This is a genomic window from Janthinobacterium kumbetense (genome assembly GCF_023703445.1).
Lineage (GTDB): Bacteria > Pseudomonadota > Gammaproteobacteria > Burkholderiales > Burkholderiaceae_D > Janthinobacterium > Janthinobacterium kumbetense.
In genome coordinates this window covers 1,227,657-1,242,528 of sequence record NZ_JAMQGR010000001.1, presented here as the reverse complement: position 1 = coordinate 1,242,528, position 14,872 = coordinate 1,227,657, and the positions used below count along the sequence as shown (strand labels likewise).

Here is a 14,872-nt window from a genome sequence, read left to right as displayed (position 1 = left end):
CTTCACGGTACAGCATTGTGCGCGCACCGGTCAAGCGGACGCTTTTCCCTATGGCAACTGAGCTCACCCGGATAGCACACATACAACAGGGACACACAAGGATCATCATGAGCGAGCAAGCGAAGAACACCTTTTTCAGCGGTCTGCAACAGAATCTCGATCAACTGCGCCAACAGGGCTTGTACAAGCCCGAGCGCGTGATCGCCTCGCGCCAGGGCGCCGAAGTGGTGTGCGACGATGGCCGTACCCTGATCAATATGTGTGCGAACAACTACCTGGGCCTGTCCGGCGACGTGCAGACGCAGGAAGCGTCTATTGCCGCCACGCAAAAGTATGGCTACGGCCTGTCGTCCGTGCGCTTCATTTGCGGCACGCAAACCGTGCATAAAGAACTGGAACAGGCGATTTCCGCTTTTCTGGGCACGGAAGACACGATTCTGTACGCGGCCGCATTCGACGCCAACGGCGGCGTGTTCGAGCCCCTGTTCGATGAAAACGACGCCATCATCTCGGATGCGCTGAACCACGCTTCCATCATCGACGGCATCCGCCTGTGCAAGGCTGGCCGCTACCGCTACGCCCATAACGACATGGCCGACCTGGAAGTGCAGCTGCAAGCGGCGATTGCCGCCGGCAAGCGCCATAAAGTCATCGTCACGGACGGCGTATTCTCGATGGATGGCACGATCGCGCAACTCGACAAGATCTGCGACCTGGCCGACCAGTACGGCGCGCTGGTGATGATCGACGAATGCCACGCTTCCGGTTTCATGGGCGCGACGGGCCGCGGCACGCACGAACACCACAATGTGATGGGCCGCATCGACATCATCACGGGCACCCTGGGCAAGGCCCTGGGCGGCGCCATGGGCGGTTTCACGTCGGCGCGCAAGGAAGTCATCGACACCCTGCGCCAGAAATCGCGCCCTTATCTGTTCTCGAACACCCTGGCGCCATCGATTGCCGGCGCCTCGCTGTCGGTACTGGAGCGCCTGGCCAAGTCGACGGAACTGCGCGACCGCCTGCATGAAAACACGGCTTTCTTCCGCAGCGAGATCGAGCGTATCGGCTTTACCATCAAGCCGGGCACCCATCCCGTCGTTCCCGTGATGCTGTTCGACGCTCCCGTGGCGCAGAAATTCGCCGCCCGCCTGTATGAACTGGGCGTGCTGGTGACGGGCTTCTTCTACCCGGTCGTGCCGATGGGCCAGGCCCGCGTGCGCGTGCAGCTGTCGGCCGCCCACACCCGCGAACAGCTGGTGCAAGTGCTGGCCGCCTTCGAGCAGGCTGGCAAGGAACTCGGTTTGCTGACCGCCACGACCACTACCAACTAACAGGAATTCAGGAAAATAGCATGGAACGCATCTTAGTCATTGGCGCAAACGGCCAAATCGGTAGTGAACTGGTGGGCGCACTGGCGCAGCAGCACGGCGCGGACAACGTCATCGCCAGCGACATCGGCACGAATAATCTGTACCAGGCCAAGCGCTATGCGCAATTGAATGTGCTGGACAAGGACGGCCTGGCGAAGATCATCGCCGACGAAGGCATCACCCAGGTGTACCAGCTGGCGGCCATGCTGTCGGCCACGGGCGAAGCGGCGCCGCTGAAGGCGTGGAGCCTGAACATGGATGGCTTGCTCAATATCCTGGAACTGGCGCGTGAGCGGGGCGAAGCGGGCAAGCCGCTGCGCATCTTCTGGCCGTCGTCGATCGCCGCCTTCGGCCCGAACACGCCGCAGGTGAACACGCCGCAAATGACGGTGATGGACCCGACCTCGATGTACGGCATCAGCAAGCTGGCCGGCGAGCGCCTGTGCGAGTACTACTTCAACAAGTACGGCGTGGACGTGCGCAGCATCCGCTACCCGGGCATCATCAGCTACAAATCGCCTCCGGGCGGCGGCACCACCGATTACGCCATCGCCATCTTCCATGCGGCCTTGCGCGGCGAGCGCTATGACTGCTTCCTCGATGCGAACACCACCTTGCCGATGATTTACATGCCCGACGCCATCCGCGCCACCATCGAACTGATGGATGCGCCTGTGGCCCAAATCAAGATCCGCTCCTCGTACAACGTGGCCGGCGTGTCGTTCAACCCCGAGCAGCTGGCCAAGGCCATCGTGCGCATGGTCCCGGACTTCAAGATCAGCTACAAGCCGGACAGCCGCCAGGCCATCGCCGACAGCTGGCCGCAAAGCCTGGACGACAGCAAGGCCAGCGCCGACTGGGGCTGGAAGGCGCAGATCGGCGTCGAGCAGATGGTCACGGACATGCTGGCCAATGTCGATGTGGGCCATGCGGCCAAGGCTGCCTGAAGTACGAACCCGCTTGCATAAAAACATACTAATATAAAGAGACACTACATGGACATGAGCGTATTTGACCTGTTTAAGATCGGCATCGGGCCGTCGAGTTCCCACACGGTGGGCCCGATGGTGGCGGCGCGGCGTTTTCTGGTCGAATACGGTCCGCTGGACCAGGTAGTGGGCGTCGAGGCGGCCCTGTATGGCTCGCTGGCACTGACGGGCGTGGGCCATGCGACTGACAAAGCCGTCATTCTGGGCCTGATGGGCGAGACGCCGCAAGACGTGGCGCCCGATGCCGTCGACACCAAGCTGGCCGCTATCGAGGCGGCCGGTGAAATCGCCTTGCTGGGCACGCACGTGGTGCCATTCACGGCCGCCACGGGCTTGATCTGGCACAAGAGCGAATCCCTGCCCGAACATCCGAACGGCATGCGCTTTACCGTGAAACTGGCGGACGGCAGCCGCGTCGACAAGGTGTATTACTCGATCGGCGGCGGCTTTATCCGCGAAGCGGGCGAGGCCCAGGCCGAGGCGGCCGTGGAGTCGGCGGCCAGCGCGCGGGTCGTCTTCCCCTTCGATACCATGGAACAGTTGCTGGCGCACGGCGTGGAAAGCGGCTTGTCGATCCCGGAAATGCTGCGCGCGAACGAATGCGTCAAGCGCAGCGACGATGAATTGAACGAGGGCCTGGACCGCATCTGGCACGTCATGCGCGACTGCATCGCGCACGGCCTGGAAACGACGGGCAACCTGCCGGGCGGCTTGAACGTGAAGCGCCGCGCCGCGAAATTGTGGCGATTGGCGCAGGAAGCGAAAGCATCCGACAACCGCGCCAACGACTTGCCGCACGACGCCGTGCACCTGGTCAGCCTGTACGCGATGGCAGTCAACGAGGAAAACGCGGCGGGCGGCCGCGTGGTGACGGCGCCGACCAACGGCGCCGCCGGCATCATCCCGGCCGTGCTGCGCTACTACGCGCAGGATTGCCGCCCCAGCGACCCGGTCGGCGGCGTGCGCCGCTTCATGCTGACGGCGGCCGCCATCGGCATGTTGTGCAAACGCAATGCCTCGATCTCGGGCGCCGAAGTGGGTTGCCAGGGTGAAGTGGGCGTGGCCTGCGCCATGGCGGCGGCCGGCCTGGTGGCGGCCCTGGGCGGCACCAACGAGCAAATCGAAAACGCGGCCGAAATCGGCATCGAACACCACCTGGGCATGACGTGCGACCCGATCGGCGGCCTGGTTCAGATTCCCTGCATCGAGCGCAACGGCATGGGCGCCGTGAAAGCCATCACGGCCGCCTCGCTGGCGCTGAAGGGCGACGGCACGCACTTCGTCAGCCTCGATGAAGTCATCGAAACCATGCGCCAGACAGGCGCGGACATGCAGGACAAGTACAAGGAAACGTCCTTGGGTGGCCTGGCCGTGCATGTAATCACCGTCAACCATGCAGCCTGCTAAGTGCCGGGGTCAGACCCGCCGGGACTCGGCGTCCCCGTCTGACCCAGATTTCCGCTGCGCCTTATGGCAACCTCACTCCTCCTCAAACAGGCGTAAGCCGACATCACCATGGCAGCAAGCCATCACCCTTACTCCTCCTCAAACAACTGCTCCAGCCTCCTCGGGTAGTTATTCAGGAAATCGCGCGTGACGGCGTAGTGTTCCGTGTCTTCATACGCCACTTCGTGGATGCCGCCGCCCGTAAAACTGAGGATTTTCGCATTCGGATAGGCCAGCAGGATGGGCGAATGGGTGGCGATGATCAATTGCGAGTCGTCCTGCACCAGCTGGTGGATCACGGACAATGCTGCCATCTGGCGGCTGGGCGACAGGGCCGCCTCGGGTTCGTCCAGCAGGTACAAGCCTTTTCCCCGCAGTTTGTTGATCAGGGTGGCCATGAACGCTTCGCCGTGCGATTGCGCGTGCAGCGACTTGCCGCCGTAGCTGGCCAGGTATTCCGGCATGTCGTCCATGTAGGTGGCGACGTTGAAAAAGCTCTCGGCGCGCAGGAAATAGCTGTCCTCGGGTTTTTTATAGCTCTTGCTCAGGCGCAAGTGCGCGTGCAAGCCCGATTCCGCGTCCGACGGCAGGGCGATGCGCACGTTGCGCGTGCCGCCATCCTTGCCGAAACCGAGGGCCACGGCCAGCGCTTCGAGCATGGTCGACTTGCCGCTGCCATTCTCGCCCACGAAAAACGTCACGTCGCGGTGGAAGTCCATGTGCACGAAGTCGCGGATGGCGGGAATGGTGAACGGATAGTGGTTCAGGTCGACGACGGCGTCAGGGCGCAGCGCGGCGCTTTGCAAATACGGTTTTTTACTCAGCGACATGGCCGGTTTTCGACTCCATAGTGGCCCCGCTCCGGGGTAACAGCTGCAGTGTGGCGCAAATTGGCGGCGCGCGCCAGTGCGCGCACAGGCCATGTCCACCTGTCTTGATCTCAAGCATTATGTGTGGTTTGACAACAGCATGGCTCTCCAATTGTCACGCCGGCAACCGGCGTGCGCCACGCGATTCGCCTTGGACGGCGGCTGGCACTATAATATCCGCTGCCATTCATGATCAACCGCACTCAGCTCAACTGGACTCTTCAAATCTATGCACTACGTGTCTACCCGCGCTGATAAAGCGCCAATGAATCCGCAGCAATTCTCCGACATCCTCCTGGGCGGCCTGGCCCCCGATGGCGGACTGTATCTCCCTGAACAGTACCCGCAAGTCACTGGTGCCGAGCTCAATGCCTGGCGCACATTGTCGTATGCCGACCTGGCCTACGAAATCCTGAAGAAGTTCGCCACCGATATCCCGGCCGCGGACCTGAAGGCGCTGACGGCGAAAACCTATACCAAGGCAGTCTACAAGAACGCCCGCGCCGGCGAAAACGCGGCCGATATCACGCCGCTGCGCGTGCTCGAAGAAAACGTCGTCAAGGGCGGATCGACCACCCTGATCCTGCAGGCGCTGTCGAACGGCCCGACCCTGGCCTTCAAGGACATGGCCATGCAGCTGCTGGGCAACCTGTTCGAATACACGCTGGCCAAGCACGACGCCGAACTCAATATCTTCGGCGCCACCTCGGGCGACACGGGCAGCGCGGCCGAATACGCGATGCGCGGCAAGAAGGGCATCCGCGTCTTCATGTTGTCGCCGCACAAGAAAATGAGCGCCTTCCAGACGGCGCAGATGTTCAGCCTGCAAGATCCGAACATCTACAACATCGCCGTCGAAGGCGTGTTCGACGATTGCCAGGACATGGTCAAGGCAGTGTCGAACGACTTGCCGTTCAAGGCGAAGCAAAAGATCGGCACCGTCAATTCCATCAACTGGGCGCGCGTCGTGGCGCAAGTCGTGTACTACTTCCGCGGCTACCTGGCGGCCACCACCAGCAACGAGCAGAAAGTGTCGTTCACGGTGCCGTCTGGCAACTTCGGCAATATCTGCGCCGGCCACATCGCCCGCATGATGGGGCTGCCCATCTCGAAACTGGTGGCCGCGACGAATGAAAACGACGTGCTCGACGAATTCTTCCGCACGGGCGTCTACCGCGTGCGCAAGTCCGCCGAAACGTACCATACGAGCAGCCCGTCGATGGATATCTCGAAAGCGTCGAACTTCGAGCGCTTCGTCTACGACCTGGTGGGCCGCGACAGCGGGCGCGTGCGCGCGCTGTTCACGAAAGTGGAAACGCACGGCGGCTTCGACTTGTCCGGCAAGCCGGGCAGCGATGGCGACGAGTTCAAGCTGGTGGCCAAATATGGCTTCAAGTCGGGCAAGTCCACGCACCAGGATCGCCTCGACACCATCCGCGACGTGGCCGACGACTACGGCATCACCATCGACACGCACACGGCCGACGGCATCAAGGTGGCGCGCGAGCACCTGGAACCGAACGTGCCGATGATCGTGCTGGAAACGGCGCTGGCGGCCAAGTTCAACGAAACCATCCTCGAAGCGCTGGGCGTGGACGCGGAGCGCCCGGCCGGCTTCGAGAGCATCGAAGACTTGCCGCAAAAGTTCGTCGTGATGGATGCGGACGTGGAAAAAATGAAGGCGTACATCGCCTCGAACACGGGACTGTGATGACAGACGCGAGCACTGTACGTAAACCCATGCTGTCGGTGGCCGAGGCGCAAGCCTTCATGCTGGGCGCGGCGCGCCCGGTGGCTGACGTGGAGCTGGTCGACACCATGCGCGCCAACGGCCGCGTGCTGGCGGCCGCGCAGACCTCGACCCTGAACGTGCCCGAGCGCGACAACACCCAGATGGATGGCTACGCCGTGCGCGCGCAGGATTGCGCCAGCGGCGCGGCCAGCCTGCCCGTGTCGCAGCGCATCGCGGCCGGCCACGTGGGCCAGCCCTTGCAAGCGGGGACGGCGGCGCGCATCTTCACGGGCGCCCTGATCCCGGACGGCGCCGATTGCGTGGTGATGCAGGAGCAGTGCACCTTGCTTGATGGCGTGGTGACGGTCAATCACGTGCCGCATGCGGGCGAATGGGTGCGGCGCCAGGGCGAGGATATCCGCGCCGGCGGCGAAATCCTCGGCGCCGGCCGGCGCCTGCGCAGCCAGGAAATGGGCCTGGCCGCCTCGGTGGGCCTGGCGCAAGTGCCGGTGCTGCGCAAGCTGCGCGTGGCCGTGTTCTTCACGGGCGACGAGCTGGCCATGCCGGGCGAGCCTTTGGCGCCGGGCGCCGTCTACAACTCGAACCGTTTTACCTTGCGCGGCTTGCTGGAAAATCTGGGCTGCGAGATCACGGACCTGGGCATCGTGCCCGACAGCCTGGAAGCGACGCGCGCCGTGCTGCGCCAGGCGGCCCAGGGCAATGATTTGATCATCACTTCGGGCGGCGTGTCCGTGGGCGAGGAAGACCATATCAAGCCGGCCGTGGAAGCGGAAGGGCGGCTGAACATGTGGCAGATCGCCGTCAAGCCGGGCAAGCCGCTGGCCTTCGGCGAAGTGCGGGACGCGTTCTTTGTCGGCTTGCCCGGCAATCCCGTCTCCAGTTTCGTCACCTTTTTGCTGTTCGTGCGCCCGTTCATCCTGCGCCTGCAAGGCGTGGCGGGCAGCCTGGCGCCGCGCAGCTACAAGCTGCCGGCCGCGTTCGAGCGCCTGAAGGCGGACAAGCGCAACGAGTTCTTGCGCGCCAAGGTCAATGACGAGGGCGAACTGGAACTGTTCGCCAACCAGAGTTCGGGCGTGCTGACGTCCACCGTGTGGGGCGACGGCTTGATCGATTGTCCGCCCGGATTGTCGATCGCGCGCGGCGACATGCTGCGCTTTATCCCGTTTAACGAATTGCTGTACTAAGGAAGTCTTGATGAAGATCAATCTGCGTTTTTTTGCCAGCGTGCGCGAGCTGGTGGGCACGGGCCAGGAAGCACTGGAAGTGGCCGGGCCGCTGACGGTGGGCGAGGTGCGAGCCCTGCTGATCGCGCGCGGCGGCAACTGGGAATATGCGCTGGCTCAGGGCCGCGCGCTGCGCATGGCGCATAATCAGGTGATGTGCGACGCCGACACCGTGACAGGCGACGGCGACGAGGTGGCGTTCTTCCCGCCCGTGACGGGCGGCTGATCCCGCTCGTCAAATGAAACGGCCACTTCATCGAAGTGGCCGTTTTTTCATGGCGCCTTGGTTTTCGGCTTGCCGGCCGTGGTATCGCCGCAGGTGGCGCAAGCGATGGCTTTCTTGTAGCGCCAGTATTTCGAGCCGATGAAGATAGCTGACGCCACCAGCGACCAGGCCAGCGCGCTGAGGATGTCGGCGCGGCTGGTGGTGCCCTTGCTGTACTCGACCACTGTCAGGATGATGAATAAAATCGAACTGGCCAGCAAATAACGGGAAATCCAGAATCCTGCGCCCATGTGTTTCTCCTCTTGTCGTCGCGTTGTCTCGTGAAGTCGAAGTGCCGATCGCTGCAGCATGTCCGCGCAGTATGCATCATTTTTCGGCCTTCTTGCCATCCGCCGGCCTTATCTCGACTAAAATGCCGGGGTTTTCACCGTCTTTCCAGCTCGCCATGACCCAAACCAGTTCCCCTCCGTTTCACATCGCCGTCATCGGCGGCGGCCCCGCCGGCCTGATGGCCGCCCAGGCGGCCACCGACCAGGGAGCCAGGGTGGAGCTGTTCGACGCCATGCCGTCCGTCGGCCGCAAATTCCTGCTGGCGGGGCGGGGCGGCATGAATATCACGCATGCGGAAGGCTACCAGGCCTTTGTCTCGCGCTACGCCAGGCAAGCGCACCGGGTGAAACCGGCGCTGGACCAGTTCGGCCCGCAAAAGGTGCGCGACTGGGTGCATGGCCTGGGCGTGGAAACCTTTGTCGGCTCCTCGAACCGCGTCTTCCCGACCGACATGAAGGCGGCGCCCTTGCTGCGCGCCTGGCTGCACCGCCTGCGCGAAGCGGGCGTGCAATTTCACATGCGCCACCGCTGGACGGGCTGGCAAGACGGCCGGCTGGCGTTTGCCACGCCGGACGGCGAACGGCTATTCGCTTTCGACGCCGTGATCCTGGCGCTGGGCGGCGGCAGCTGGGCGCGGCTGGGATCGGACGGCGCCTGGGTGCCGCTGCTGCAAGAGCAGGGCGTGGCCGTGACGCCCCTGGCGCCGGCCAATTGCGGCTTCGACGTGGACTGGAGCGAGTATTTCCGCAGCCGTCATGCGGGCGAGCCGCTGACCACCGTGGCCATCACGGCGCGCGATATCGATGGCTTGACGATCAAGCGCCAGGGCCAGTTCGTCATCACGGCGGGCGGCGTCGAGGGCAGCCTGATCTACGCGCTGTCGGCCGCGCTGCGCGAGCAGATCGCCGCCGAGGGCAGCACCACCATCTGGCTCGACCTGGCGCCCGACCACAGTCATGAACGTGTGTTCGCGGAAGTGACGCGCCCGCGCGGCGCCCGCTCCATGTCCAGCCACCTGAACAGCCGCCTGGGCATCAAGGGCGTGAAATCGGGCTTGCTGCGCGAATGCCTGAGTGCCGCCGACTTTGCCGACGAAGCCAAGCTGGCCGCCGCCATCAAGCTGCTGCCCGTCACCTTGCAGCGTCCGCGCCCCATCGATGAAGCCATCAGCAGCGCCGGCGGCGTGGACTTCGAAGGCATCGACGGCAGCATGCTGCGCACCATGCCGGGCGTGTTCCTGGCGGGGGAAATGCTGGACTGGGAAGCGCCGACGGGCGGCTACCTGCTGACGGCCTGCCTGGCGCAAGGCAAGGCGGCCGGCGAGCAGGCGGTCAGCTGGCTGGAAGAGAACGTTAGTGCCAAGTAATTTCGCCCGAGCCGCTTTTCTGCGTCTCGCGCTGGCGCGGGTTGCCGTGGACGTGGATGTCGCCGCTGCCGCGCAGGGTCAGGTTGGCGGCGTCGCGCACGAAGACGGTGCTCGTGCCCGAGCCTTGCAGGCTGACGCTGGCCTTGTCGGCGGCCAGGTGCTCGGCATCGATGTCGCCTGAACCGCTGAGGTCGGCGCGCAGAAATTTCGTGTTGCCGCTGGCGGCGATGCGCCCGGAGCCCACCATTTCCAGCACCACGCTGTCGCTGTTGCCGGCATTGATGTCGAGGTCGCCACTGCCGTTGACGGTGGCTTGTACCTGCTTGTAGCGTCCCGTGAAACTGACGTCGCCGGAACCCGTCAATTCCAGGATGAAACTGTCGCCGGAAAAGCCCGTGATCTTGCTGTCGCCATTGCCGTGCACTTCGACGCGCACGAGGGCCGGCAGCACCAGTTCCACCTGCAGCGGCTGGCGATGGTGGAACAGCATGCCTTTCGGGCCGATATGCACGGTCGTGCCATCCTGCGTGGTGTCGACGTTCGACAGCAAACGCTGTTCGCCGCTGACCTTCAGCGATGGCGTGGCGCCGCGGCGCAGCACCAGGTCGATGGGGCCGGCCAGGTCGATGCTGGTGATGTCGGCGGAAATCGGGCGCGTTTCGCTGCGCACGGCGCGGCCGGCAGCGCTGCTGGGATTGCTGATTCCCTTGGCGCGCAGCGCCGCATACGACATGGCGATCAGGACCAGTGCCAGCAAGAGCATGGACAGGCCAACTTTGAGCAAGCGTTTCATGGCAGCCTTTCTAGTGACCTTTGAGCAGGGAAACATTCATGGCAACGTAGCGCTTGATGCCGATCAAGGTATAGCGCGTTACGACCAGACTGAGCAGGAAGATGGCGATGCCGCCGAGCAGCATGCCCACGCCAAACACGGTTTGCGTGGTGCGCGCATCGCGGTCCATGTCGGTGGAGATGCGGATGCCGCCGCCGGCCAGCGCTTCGGCCCGCTCCATCATGCGCGACGAGGCGCCCGGTGCCTCGGGTGCGGACTCGGCCTTGACGGGGCCGGGCACGTGGTCGACTTCGATGCCCGTGTCGCCGATGGTGATGCGCGTTTCGCGCCGTTCGCCGCCTTCGCCGCCGTCATCGTCATGGATGAAGACGTGGCGCAGGGGGCCGTCGAGCACCAGTTCGTTGGCGCCGGACAAGCCGCTGGCCGTGATGGCGATGCCGGCCAGGTAAAAGCTCAGGCCGACGGCGTACAGGGTGGCCAGCAGGGCCGCGTAGACGGCGGCAGGCACGACCATGAACAGGTTGAAGATGGCCAGGCCCACCAGCGAGACGAGCAGGCGCAGCAGGTTGACGGGCGTTTTCTTTTGCTCGAAAGCCTGGCGATGGGTGCTGCTGCGCAAGGTAAGGGCGATTTTTTTCGGGTCGCCCAGGTCGTCGGCGATTTCGTGCTCGCTGCGGCCGGCCGCAGCGCCTTCGATGAAGGTCTGTTCGTAATAATCGAGGGTCTTGGCCACCAGGTCCGGTGGCAAGCCTGCCAGTGCGCGCCGCAGCGCGTCGAGATAATCTTGCTTGTTCATCATATTCTTCCTGTCCGCCGCTTCAGCCCACTGCCGGCAGCAACATGCTTGCCTGGCTCAGCAGCAACGGCGCCTGTGGCGCCTGCTGTACCTGCATGACGATCAAGGTGGCCAGCACCACACCCGCCAGCAGCGCCAGGGCTTTCAAGCTGTTTTTCAAGTGCAAGGTGGTGTGCATGGTATTCCCCGTGGCATGGCCGTTGTCGATGGTCTGACTGTACCCAAGCGCACGCGAGCGCACCAGCGCGGTGCGACAGAATGCAATTTCGCGGGGGCGAGCGACGCCAGGGGAGGATGCACCGTCAAGTCTACTTTGCCGCCTTGCCCGTGGTGACGACCTTGGCCGCCGCCACGCCGCTGCGCACGGCCGCCTCGATGGTGGCCGGATAGTCAAGCGTGCGGTCGTCATTCGCCGTGTAGTCGCCGGCCAGCAGCAGGCCCGGCACGCCGCTGGCGTTGCCGGGGCGCGCCAGGTCCGGCGTGCAGGCGAACGTGGCGCGCTTTTCCGTGATCAGCTGGGTCCACAGGGGCTGGGCCAGGGCAGGGCGCTGCAAGACCTGCGCCAGCTGCGCCGCGATGGCTTGCGCCAGCGGCCCGTGGCCTTGCTCGGCGGCAGGGCCGGAAGCGCTGATGACGACGGCCAGCAAGCCGGCCTGTTTGCTGTCGAGCTGGCCCCGGTCGAAGACGAACTGGCCCCAGTGCCGGTTCGCCGGCGTATCGACGAGGGCGTAGAACGGCAAGTCCAGGCGCACCGAGGCGTCGTATTGCAGGTAGCAGGTACTGATCGCTTCCGGTGTGAAGGCTTGCATTTTGGCAATAACGTCATCGAGGCGCGCGTCCTGCAAGCCTTGCAGCAGGCTGGCCGCTTGCACGGACGAGGTGGCGACGATGACGCCGTCAAAGATATCTCCATCGTCGACGCCGTCATCGAGTCGCCAGCGGCCGTCGGGCAGCGCCTGCAGGGCGGCCACCTTGGCGCCCGTGCGCACTGCGCCGCCATGTTGTTCCACATAGCGGGCGGCCGCGTCGGGCAAGACACTGCTCAGGTCCGCCTTCGGGACCAGCATGTCCGAGGCGCGGCGGCGGCTGGCGCCCAGGCTGTCGCGCAGCACGTTGAGGAAGACGCGGGCTGAGGCGCGCTCGGGCGGGGTATTCAATGCGGCCAGGCACAGCGGGTGCCACATCAGCCGGCACAAAGTGTCCGTCTGGTCGAAGCGCTGCAGCAATTCGCTGACCGTGCAATCGTTGTACAGCTGCCAGCCCATCGTCCGCATGGCGGTGGAAAAGCGCATCAGGGACAGTTTGTCGGCGCGCAATAATCCCGTGGCGCGCAGCAGGGCCCAGACCAGGTGCAGCGGCGCGGGCAGGCGGGGGGCGATGAAATCCATGCCCCCGGAGCCGGCCGGATAGCGCATCTGCAGGGGCAGCGTAAGGATCAGTTCGTCCGGGTCTTGCCCCGCCAGTTTGATCAGGCGCAAGGTTTCCGTGTAGGCGCCCAGCAAGATATGCTGGCCGTTGTCGAGCACAGTGTTTTCTCTCTCGACGCGGCGCGCCCGTCCGCCCAGGGTGCGCGCCGCCTCGAAGACGGTCACCGGGTGACCGGCGCGCGCCAGTTCCATGGCCGCCGCGCAGCCAGCCCAGCCGGCGCCGATGACGGCGTAGCGTTGCTTCACGATAGGCTTAGCCACGAACCCAGGTCTTCCAGGCCAGCCACAGTTTGCGGATCGGCGTGAGCGAGATGCGCTGTTTCAGCACGTGGTAGCCGTCGCGCTCGACTTCGTTGAGCAGGGTGCGGTAGATGGCGGCCATGATCAGGCCCGGACGCTGGGCGCGGCGATCCTCGGCCGGCAACAGCGCGAAAGCTTCGTCATACGCCTTTTGCGCGCGCGCCACCTGGAAACGCATGAGGTTTTCAAAGTTTTCGCTGTGGCGCGCGTTCAGCAAGTCGGCCGCCGTCACATTGAATTGCTGCAATTCGCTGATCGGCAAATAGATGCGCCCCTTGCGCGCATCTTCGCCCACGTCGCGGATGATGTTGGTCAACTGGAAGGCATGGCCCAGTTTTTCCGCGTACAGCAGGGTTTCCGGGCGGGTCGCGCCAAAGATGCTGGCCGACAAGATGCCCACCACGCTGGCCACATGCCAGCAATAGCGGCTCATGGCCTGGTAATCGAGGTAGCGGGTCTGGTTCAAGTCCATTTCCATGCCGTCGATGATGGCCTGCAAATGCTTTTCTTCCAGTTGATACACGGCCAGATGCGGTTCCAGCGCGCGCATCACGGGATGCGTGGGGATGCCCTCGTACATGGCCTTGACTTCCTTGCGCCACCAGACCAGCTTGGTGCGTGCCACGGCTTCGTCCGTGCATTCATCGACCGTGTCATCGACTTCGCGGCAGAAGGCGTACAGGGCCGTGATGGCCTTGCGGCGCTCGGCAGGCAGGAACAGGAAGCTGTAGTAGAAGCTGGAGCCGCTCTGGGCGGCCTTTTGTTGGCAGTATTCGTCGGGAGACATAGTCAAAAGAGCAAGGGTTGCAGATCGAAGCCGCTATTCTATCGTCTTACAGAGTGGGCGACGGGGGAAAAGCCGTTTTTACTTGTGTCTCTTGATGCAAGCTTTTGCGCGACATGCGCAGGGCGCGCCAGAAAATGATCAGCCAGTCGCGTTTCTCCAGCTTGGGACGGCGCCGGAACACGTCGTAATTGACGGCTTCGATGCATTCGAGGATGCGCAAGCCGCCTTGCACCACCAGGCGCAATTCCCAGCCGATGCGCCCGCGCAAGCGCAGGGCCAGCGGCGCACCGGACAGCATCAGGGCGCGCGTGCGGGCCACTTCGAAGCGCATCAGGGCGCTCCACTTGCCGTGTGCCTCGGGCCGCTCGAAGGCGGCGGCGGAGACGGCAAAGCGGCTCAAGTCTTCCATCGGCAGGTAGATGCGCTCTTTTTGCTGGTCGATGGCAACGTCTTGCAAGAAATTAATTAGTTGCAAAGCTGAACATATCGCATCGGAATCGCGTACATTCTGTTCATCGGCCGCGCCATACAGGTGCAGCATCAGCAGCCCCACGGGGTTGGCCGAGCGGGCGCAGTAATCGAGCACATCGTCATAGCTGGCGTAGCGCGTCGTTTCCACATCCTGTTTAAATGCCGACAGCAGATCGTAGAACGGCTTCAGCGGCAGCTGGTGTTTGGCGATGACGGCGGCCAGGCGCTCGAACATGGCGGCGTTCTCGCCGGCATGGCCTTCGTGGCGGTCCATGCGGCCCAGTGCTTCTTCATAGGCGTGCAGGGCCGCCAGGCGCTCGGCCGGCGTGGCGTCGCCCTCATCGGCCAGGTCGTCGGCGCTGCGGGCGAAGGCATAGATGGCTTCGACGGCGGGCACCAGGCGGCGCGGCAGTAAAAATGATGCAACAGGAAAATTTTCGTAATGGTCTACAGGCATGAACACACTTCTCTAGTCTTGCGTTTGTCCGGCACCTTCACACGCTGGAATGGGGCCGGACGTTGTACGTCTCAAGATTAATGACGCAAAAGTCACTAAAAACTTTTACGCACGATTATAATTAATAACCAGAAAGTCATTAGGGGAAAATCGCTCCCCGCGATGACCAAGCTGATATTGTCACAAATTTAAGGATATCGCGTGCGAAAAAGTTTGGCTTGGCCCAAAGGACAAGCAAAAAGTTTCTCCGCATAAAAATATTGCAG

15 protein-coding genes are annotated in these 14,872 nt (G+C 63.5%); 7 read left to right on the top strand and 8 right to left on the bottom strand.

All coding sequences use genetic code 11. From position 1 onward, the window contains the following. The first annotated feature begins 107 nt into the window (after positions 1–107). Genes kbl through NCG91_RS05555 form a run of 3 tightly spaced genes read left to right on the top strand, consistent with a single transcriptional unit; the run spans position 108 to position 3,769 of the window. Positions 108–1,334, top strand: a complete 1,227-nt coding sequence (kbl, locus tag NCG91_RS05565) for a glycine C-acetyltransferase (RefSeq protein WP_251348922.1) — start codon at positions 108–110, stop codon at positions 1,332–1,334. A gap of 20 nt (positions 1,335–1,354) precedes the next feature. Then, the gene (locus NCG91_RS05560) at positions 1,355–2,320 is read left to right on the top strand and encodes an NAD-dependent epimerase/dehydratase family protein (RefSeq protein WP_099664155.1); all 966 of its coding nucleotides are present in this window, start codon (positions 1,355–1,357) and stop codon (positions 2,318–2,320) included. 48 nt (positions 2,321–2,368) lie between these two features. Further along, positions 2,369–3,769, top strand: coding sequence for an L-serine ammonia-lyase (locus NCG91_RS05555; protein ID WP_251348921.1), 1,401 nt, complete (start codon positions 2,369–2,371; stop codon positions 3,767–3,769). Positions 3,770–3,897: 128 nt separating this feature from the next. Here NCG91_RS05555 and NCG91_RS05550 read toward each other — a convergent pair whose 3' ends face one another. Beyond that, entirely contained in the window at positions 3,898–4,638 is a 741-nt protein-coding gene (locus NCG91_RS05550; protein ID WP_251348920.1) for an AAA family ATPase, read from the bottom strand. 268 nt (positions 4,639–4,906) lie between these two features. On the opposite strand from NCG91_RS05550, the gene thrC reads away from it, so the two are divergent. From thrC to moaD, 3 genes are read left to right on the top strand one after another with little or no spacing between them, the layout of a single operon-like run. Then, positions 4,907–6,388: a threonine synthase gene (thrC, locus tag NCG91_RS05545; RefSeq protein ID WP_251348919.1), complete on the top strand. Its 1,482-nt coding sequence runs from the start codon at positions 4,907–4,909 to the stop codon at positions 6,386–6,388. Beyond that, entirely contained in the window at positions 6,388–7,614 is a 1,227-nt protein-coding gene (locus tag NCG91_RS05540) for a molybdopterin molybdotransferase MoeA (RefSeq protein ID WP_251348918.1), read from the top strand. The genes thrC and NCG91_RS05540 overlap by 1 nt, the downstream gene beginning before the upstream one ends. A 10-nt stretch (positions 7,615–7,624) precedes the next feature. Continuing rightward, positions 7,625–7,879 (top strand): molybdopterin converting factor subunit 1, encoded by a 255-nt coding sequence (gene moaD / locus NCG91_RS05535; protein ID WP_077403939.1) that lies wholly within the window; start codon positions 7,625–7,627, stop codon positions 7,877–7,879. A 47-nt stretch (positions 7,880–7,926) separates the two neighbouring features. Here the strand turns inward: moaD and NCG91_RS05530 are convergent, their stop codons facing one another. Further along, positions 7,927–8,169 (bottom strand): hypothetical protein, encoded by a 243-nt coding sequence (locus NCG91_RS05530; RefSeq protein ID WP_251348917.1) that lies wholly within the window; start codon positions 8,167–8,169, stop codon positions 7,927–7,929. A gap of 155 nt (positions 8,170–8,324) precedes the next feature. Here NCG91_RS05530 and NCG91_RS05525 point away from each other — a divergent pair, with 155 nt between their 5' ends. After that, positions 8,325–9,575 (top strand): TIGR03862 family flavoprotein, encoded by a 1,251-nt coding sequence (locus NCG91_RS05525; RefSeq protein WP_251348916.1) that lies wholly within the window; start codon positions 8,325–8,327, stop codon positions 9,573–9,575. Here the strand turns inward: NCG91_RS05525 and NCG91_RS05520 are convergent. From NCG91_RS05520 to hpnC, 6 genes are all read right to left on the bottom strand, one after another. Further along, a complete protein-coding gene (locus NCG91_RS05520) occupies positions 9,562–10,368 on the bottom strand; it encodes a head GIN domain-containing protein (protein WP_251348915.1) in 807 nt (268 codons plus the stop codon). The two genes, NCG91_RS05525 and NCG91_RS05520, sit on opposite strands and share 14 nt — an antisense overlap. Before the next feature lie 10 nt (positions 10,369–10,378). Beyond that, positions 10,379–11,167 carry a DUF1700 domain-containing protein gene (locus NCG91_RS05515; protein ID WP_251348914.1) on the bottom strand — a complete coding sequence of 263 codons (789 nt, stop codon included), beginning with the start codon at positions 11,165–11,167 and terminating at the stop codon, positions 10,379–10,381. A 19-nt stretch (positions 11,168–11,186) separates the two neighbouring features. Then, entirely contained in the window at positions 11,187–11,342 is a 156-nt protein-coding gene (locus NCG91_RS05510) for a hypothetical protein (RefSeq protein ID WP_180278542.1), read from the bottom strand. Positions 11,343–11,472: 130 nt separating this feature from the next. Next, on the bottom strand, positions 11,473–12,852 hold the full coding sequence (gene hpnE / locus NCG91_RS05505; RefSeq protein ID WP_251348913.1) for a hydroxysqualene dehydroxylase HpnE: 1,380 nt from the start codon (positions 12,850–12,852) through the stop codon (positions 11,473–11,475). Continuing rightward, positions 12,845–13,678: a presqualene diphosphate synthase HpnD gene (gene hpnD / locus NCG91_RS05500; RefSeq protein ID WP_077403957.1), complete on the bottom strand. Its 834-nt coding sequence runs from the start codon at positions 13,676–13,678 to the stop codon at positions 12,845–12,847. Before hpnD ends, hpnE begins: the two co-directional genes overlap by 8 nt. A 46-nt stretch (positions 13,679–13,724) precedes the next feature. Continuing rightward, a complete protein-coding gene (hpnC, locus tag NCG91_RS05495) occupies positions 13,725–14,606 on the bottom strand; it encodes a squalene synthase HpnC (RefSeq protein ID WP_099664145.1) in 882 nt (293 codons plus the stop codon). Positions 14,607–14,872 lie beyond the last annotated feature (266 nt).